The organism is Thiohalorhabdus sp., assembly GCF_046545655.1.
Taxonomy (GTDB): Bacteria; Pseudomonadota; Gammaproteobacteria; order Thiohalorhabdales; family Thiohalorhabdaceae; genus Thiohalorhabdus.
Genome location: NZ_JBKGZG010000072.1, coordinates 1 through 4,703, shown reverse-complemented (window position 1 = coordinate 4,703; position 4,703 = coordinate 1). Strand labels below are relative to the sequence as shown.

General features: G+C 69.9%; 4 protein-coding genes. 3 read left to right on the top strand and 1 reads right to left on the bottom strand.

Annotation, left to right across the window (positions count from 1 at the left end; genetic code table 11):
- Window positions 1–603: deoxyribonuclease IV (locus tag ACLFRB_RS11450; RefSeq protein WP_411069144.1), on the bottom strand; the 603-nt coding region annotated here is incomplete at its 3' end.
- Window positions 604–1,028: 425 nt separating this feature from the next.
- On the opposite strand from ACLFRB_RS11450, the gene ACLFRB_RS11445 reads away from it, so the two are divergent.
- The 3 genes from ACLFRB_RS11445 to argH form a co-directional block, all read left to right on the top strand.
- Window positions 1,029–2,651, top strand: coding sequence for a dynamin family protein (locus ACLFRB_RS11445; RefSeq protein WP_411069143.1), 1,623 nt, complete (start codon window positions 1,029–1,031; stop codon window positions 2,649–2,651).
- A gap of 254 nt (window positions 2,652–2,905) precedes the next feature.
- The gene (locus ACLFRB_RS11440) at window positions 2,906–3,289 is read left to right on the top strand and encodes a VOC family protein (protein WP_411069142.1); all 384 of its coding nucleotides are present in this window, start codon (window positions 2,906–2,908) and stop codon (window positions 3,287–3,289) included.
- Window positions 3,290–3,321: 32 nt separating this feature from the next.
- The coding region (argH, locus tag ACLFRB_RS11435) for an argininosuccinate lyase (protein WP_411069141.1) at window positions 3,322–4,703 on the top strand (1,382 nt) is incomplete at its 3' end.

Below are 4,703 nucleotides of genomic sequence, written 5' to 3'. Positions count from 1 at the left end.
CAGATCGTAGCCGGCCGCGAAGGCGTGGGCCGTATCCACGCACACGGCGAAGCGCTCCGGCTCCTCCAGCCGTTCCAGGATGGCGGCCAGCTCCCCGAAGGTCCGGCCCACCGTGGTTCCCTGTCCGGCCACGTTCTCCAGGACCAGCCGCACGTCCCTCTTGTCCGGGTGCCTTCTGCACACCGCGTTCAGGGTGTCGGCGATGCGCTCGATTCCGGCTTCCAGCCCCGCTCTCATGTGGGCCCCGGGGTGGAAGTTGAGCAGCTCCACGCCGAGCCGGTGGCATCGCTCGAGCTCCGCCTCCATGGCCGCAACGGACTTGGCGTGCTTGTCCGGGTCGGGGGCGGCGAGGTTCACCAGGTAGGAGCCGTGGCTCATCACCGTGCGGATGCCTGTTTCTCCCCGGACGCGCCGGAAGGCCTCCACCTCCCTTTCCTCCAGTCCCTTGGGATGCCATTGCCGCTGATTGCGGGTGAAGAGCTGGACGCAGTCCGCGCCGATGGCAGCCCCGCGCAGCAGCGCCTGCTCCAGTCCGCCCTGCGTGGAGAAATGGGCCCCCACCTGCAAGGGACAGTCATCGGGGGTGGCGGATGGGAAAGGCATGGGGAATCGCCCTTTCTTTGGCCGAGGTCAACTGGCAGGCGGAAAGTACCTGTAATGCCGCACGGAGTCCCGCGGATAAAGGGGGGACGGGCCCCGCCGGCGGGCAGTCGGTCCCCGTGTGGCTGGAAATCACCGGCATGACCGCCGTCGGGGGCCGCGCGGCGCCTTCCCGCGGCCCGCGCAGGGGCTTGACCCCGCCAGGATGCGGTTCCCACTAATGGAAGAGAACCTGTCCGGTGGCCACGGTTTTTCCGGACAGGCCCGCAAAGGGGGCGGAGGCGCGAAGACCGGGCCCTTCGGGGCCGGGTGGCATGGATCTGTTGTGTGTGAGTGCTAACATTAGCAGCCGCCTCCCGGGGCGCCTCATGGCCGGGCCGGCCCGCGGTTCGGCGGGCCGGCGGATTCCCGGGAGAGCCCAGCTCGCCATGATTCCAGAGGAGGGCGCCGTGTTCCGGTCCCAGGCTTCCAGCTACATCAAACAGCAGCTATCCAACCTGGAGCACCACCTCCAGGAAGAGAACCCCATCCTGGTGGATGTGGTACGCAGCTTCCGCAGGCTCGACCGGGTGGGCTACCGCATGGGGCTCCTGAGTCGGGACGAGTCCTACGCCATGTTCATCCCCTGGTGGCCCCTGATCTCGGTCCTGGGCACCTTCTCCGCGGGGAAGTCGAGCTTCATCAACCACTACCTGCGCTACCCGGTGCAGCGGACGGGCACCCAGGCCGTGGACGACAAGTTCACGGTCCTGTGCTACGCCAGCGACGAGCAGGTCCGGGAGCTGCCCGGCATCTCCCTGAACTCCGACGCCCGCTTCCCCTTCTACCAGATGAGCGAGGAGCTGAATAAGGTGGCGCCGGGGGAAGGGGAACTGCTGGATTCCTATCTGCGCCTGAAGACCTGCCCCGCCCCCGAGCTCAAGGGCCAGATCCTCATCGACTCGCCGGGCTTCGACGCCGACGCCCAGCGCACCTCCACCCTGCGGATCACCGACTACATCATCGACCTCTCCGACCTGGTGCTGGTGTTCTTCGACGCCCGCCATCCCGAGCCAGGGGCCATGCAGGACACCCTCAGCCACCTGGTGGCCAACACCAACACCCGCAGCGACTCCAGCAAGTTCCTCTACATCCTCAACCAGATCGACAGCGCCGCCGCTGAGGACAACCCCGAGGACGTGGTGTCCTCCTGGCAGCGCGCCCTGGCCCAGGAGGGCCTGACCGCGGGGCGGTTCTACACCATCTACAACCCCGATGCGGCCGTGCCCATGGAGGACGAGGCCAAGCGCCGGCGCTTCGAGTCCAAGCGCGACGCGGACCTCGAGGAGATCCACCAGCGCATGCGCCGGGTGGGCGTGGAGCGGGCCTACCGCATCATCGGCGACCTGGAGCGCACCGCCCGGGAGATCGAGGAGGAGCGCGTGCCGCAGCTCCGGGAGGCCTTGCGCCGCTGGGTCCAGGGAGTTTGGATGCGGGACGGCCTGATCCTGGGGGCTGCCCTGGTCCTTTTGGGCGGGGCCACGGCGTGGGCCGGCTATTGGGACGGCCTGCGCTTCGAGCCGCCGGGGTGGCTGGCCGGCCTGGTGGACAGCACGGTGGGGGCCGCCTCCGTGGGCGCGGTGGTGGTGGTCGGCCTGTTGTGGGGCCATTTCGCCGTACGCCGCTGGACGGCCCGCAAGGTGGTCCGCTGGATCGAGGCGAACCATCCCGCCAACCCCGTCCAGGAGCAGCTCAAGCGCGCCTTCGCCCGCAGCACGCGGTGGTGGCGCCCGGCCCTTACCACCACCCCCGCCGGCTGGGGCCGGGGCGCCCGCAAGCGCCTCAAGGGCATGATGGAGACGGCCGACGGCTATGTGCAGAAGCTCAACGACCGCTTCGCCAGTCCCTCCGGGGCCACTGGATCCGGGGCCGGCTCCGAGGCGGCCCCCGCCCAGGGCTCAGAAGGCGGCCCGGGCGGGGCGGCGGAATCCAGCCTCCGGGAGGACGACAAAGGCCAGCGGCCGGAGCAGGCCCCGCTGGGTCGCGAGGCGGCGCCCCGGCCCGCCGAATAGCGGCGCTCGCAGGTCCCCTACGGTTCGCCTCCGGCGCCCGGCCATCGGGCGTGCGGGGGCGGGCCCCTTCCTCGCCAGGCTCCCAGCCTCCAGGCCGGGCGCCCCTCGGTGTTTGCCCGCCCGTTTTGGTATCCTTCCGGTTTCCCGCTCACCGGTACCCCGTCCTCGGGGGCGGCGGCCCGGCCTCCGGTCCCGGCCCGCCGTTCACGGTCCCCGGGCGGCCCGCCCGCGAGCACAGGAGACAGGAGGAAAGCGTGCGCATCGCCCACACCATGCTCCGCGTGAAGTCCATGGACGAGTCCCTGGATTTCTACACCAACAAGCTCGGCCTGGAGCTGCGCTCCCACAAGGAGCTGCCCGGCGCCGACGCCGATCTGGCCTTCGTCCGGGACCCCAAGTCGGGCCACGAGATCGAGCTGACCTACAACCACGACGGCCGCGACTACGATCTGGGTGATGCCTTCGGCCACATCGCCTTCTACGTGGAAAGCGTCGACGAGACCTTCGAGGAATGGCGGGCCAAGGGGGTGCCCTTCTCCCTGGAGCCCAAGACCATGAAGAACGGCACCCGCATCGCCTTCGCCGTGGACCCCACGGGCTACAAGATCGAGCTGATCGAGGCGCCGGAGCAGGCCTGAGGTCTCGGTCGCCTGGTGAAACCACTCCGGGCATGTCCCCGGCTGCCCCAAAGGATTGCAACGTGAGCGATAAGCCCTGGAGCGGCGCTTTCACCCAGCCCACCGACGCATTCGTGGAGGCGTTCACCGCCTCCATCGACTTCGACCGGCGGCTGGCCCTGCAGGACATCGCGGGCTCCCGGGCCCATGCCCGCATGCTGGGCCGGCAGGGCATCCTGTCGGAGGCGGACGTGGAGGCCATCCTGGAGGGGCTGGAGGCCGTGCGCGCCGAGATCGAGGCGGGCGAATTCCCGTACTCGGTGGCCCTCGAGGACATCCACATGAACATCGAGGCCCGACTCACCGAGCGCATCGGCGACGCGGGCAAGCGCCTGCATACCGGCCGCTCCCGCAACGACCAGGTGGCCACCGACTTCCGCCTCTACGTGCGCGAGGAGATCGACGCCATCCTGGCGGAGCTGGCCCGCTTCCGCGCCGCCCTGGTGGACACCGCCGAGCGCGAGGCGGACACGGTGATGCCCGGCTTCACCCACCTGCAGGCGGCCCAGCCGGTGACCCTGGGTCACCACCTGCTGGCCTACCAGGAGATGGCGGAGCGCGATGCCGGACGTTTCCGGGACGCCCGCAAGCGGGTCAACCGGCTTCCCCTGGGCAGCGGCGCCCTGGCCGGCACCACCTTCCCCATCGACCGGGAGTGGGTGGCGCAAGAGCTGGGCTTCGACGGCGTCACCGAGAACTCCCTGGACTCGGTCTCGGACCGGGACTTCGCGGTGGAGACCGCCTCGGCCTGCTCGCTGGTGATGGCGCACCTGTCGCGCCTGGCCGAGGAGCTGGTGATGTGGGCCTCGCCGCAGTTCGGCTTCGCCACCCTGCCGCAGAGCTTCTGCACGGGAAGCTCCATCATGCCGCAGAAGATCAACCCGGACGTCCCCGAGCTGGTGCGCGGCAAGACCGGCCGGGTGAACGGCGACCTCATGAGCCTGCTCACCCTGCTCAAGGGGCAGCCGCTCGCCTACAACAAGGACATGCAGGAGGACAAGGAGCCCCTGTTCGACGCCCTGGACACGGTGCGCGGCTCGCTCAAGGTCATGGCCGACATGGTGCCGGGCATCGAATTCCACCGCGATGCGCTGCGCGAGGCGGCGGGCGCCGGCTTCGCCACCGCCACCGACCTGGCCGACTACCTGGTGCGCAAGGGGCTGCCCTTCCGCGAGGCCCACGAGGTGGTGGGCAAGGCGGTGCGCCACTGCATCGATCACGGGCTGGAGCTGCCGGACCTAGACCTGGGTACCCTGCAGGGCTTCTCCGGGGTGATCGGCGCCGACGTGTACGAGGTTCTGACCCTGGAGGGCTCGGTGGGCGCCCGCGACCACATCGGCGGTACCGCCCCGGACCAGGTGCGGGCGGCGGTGCA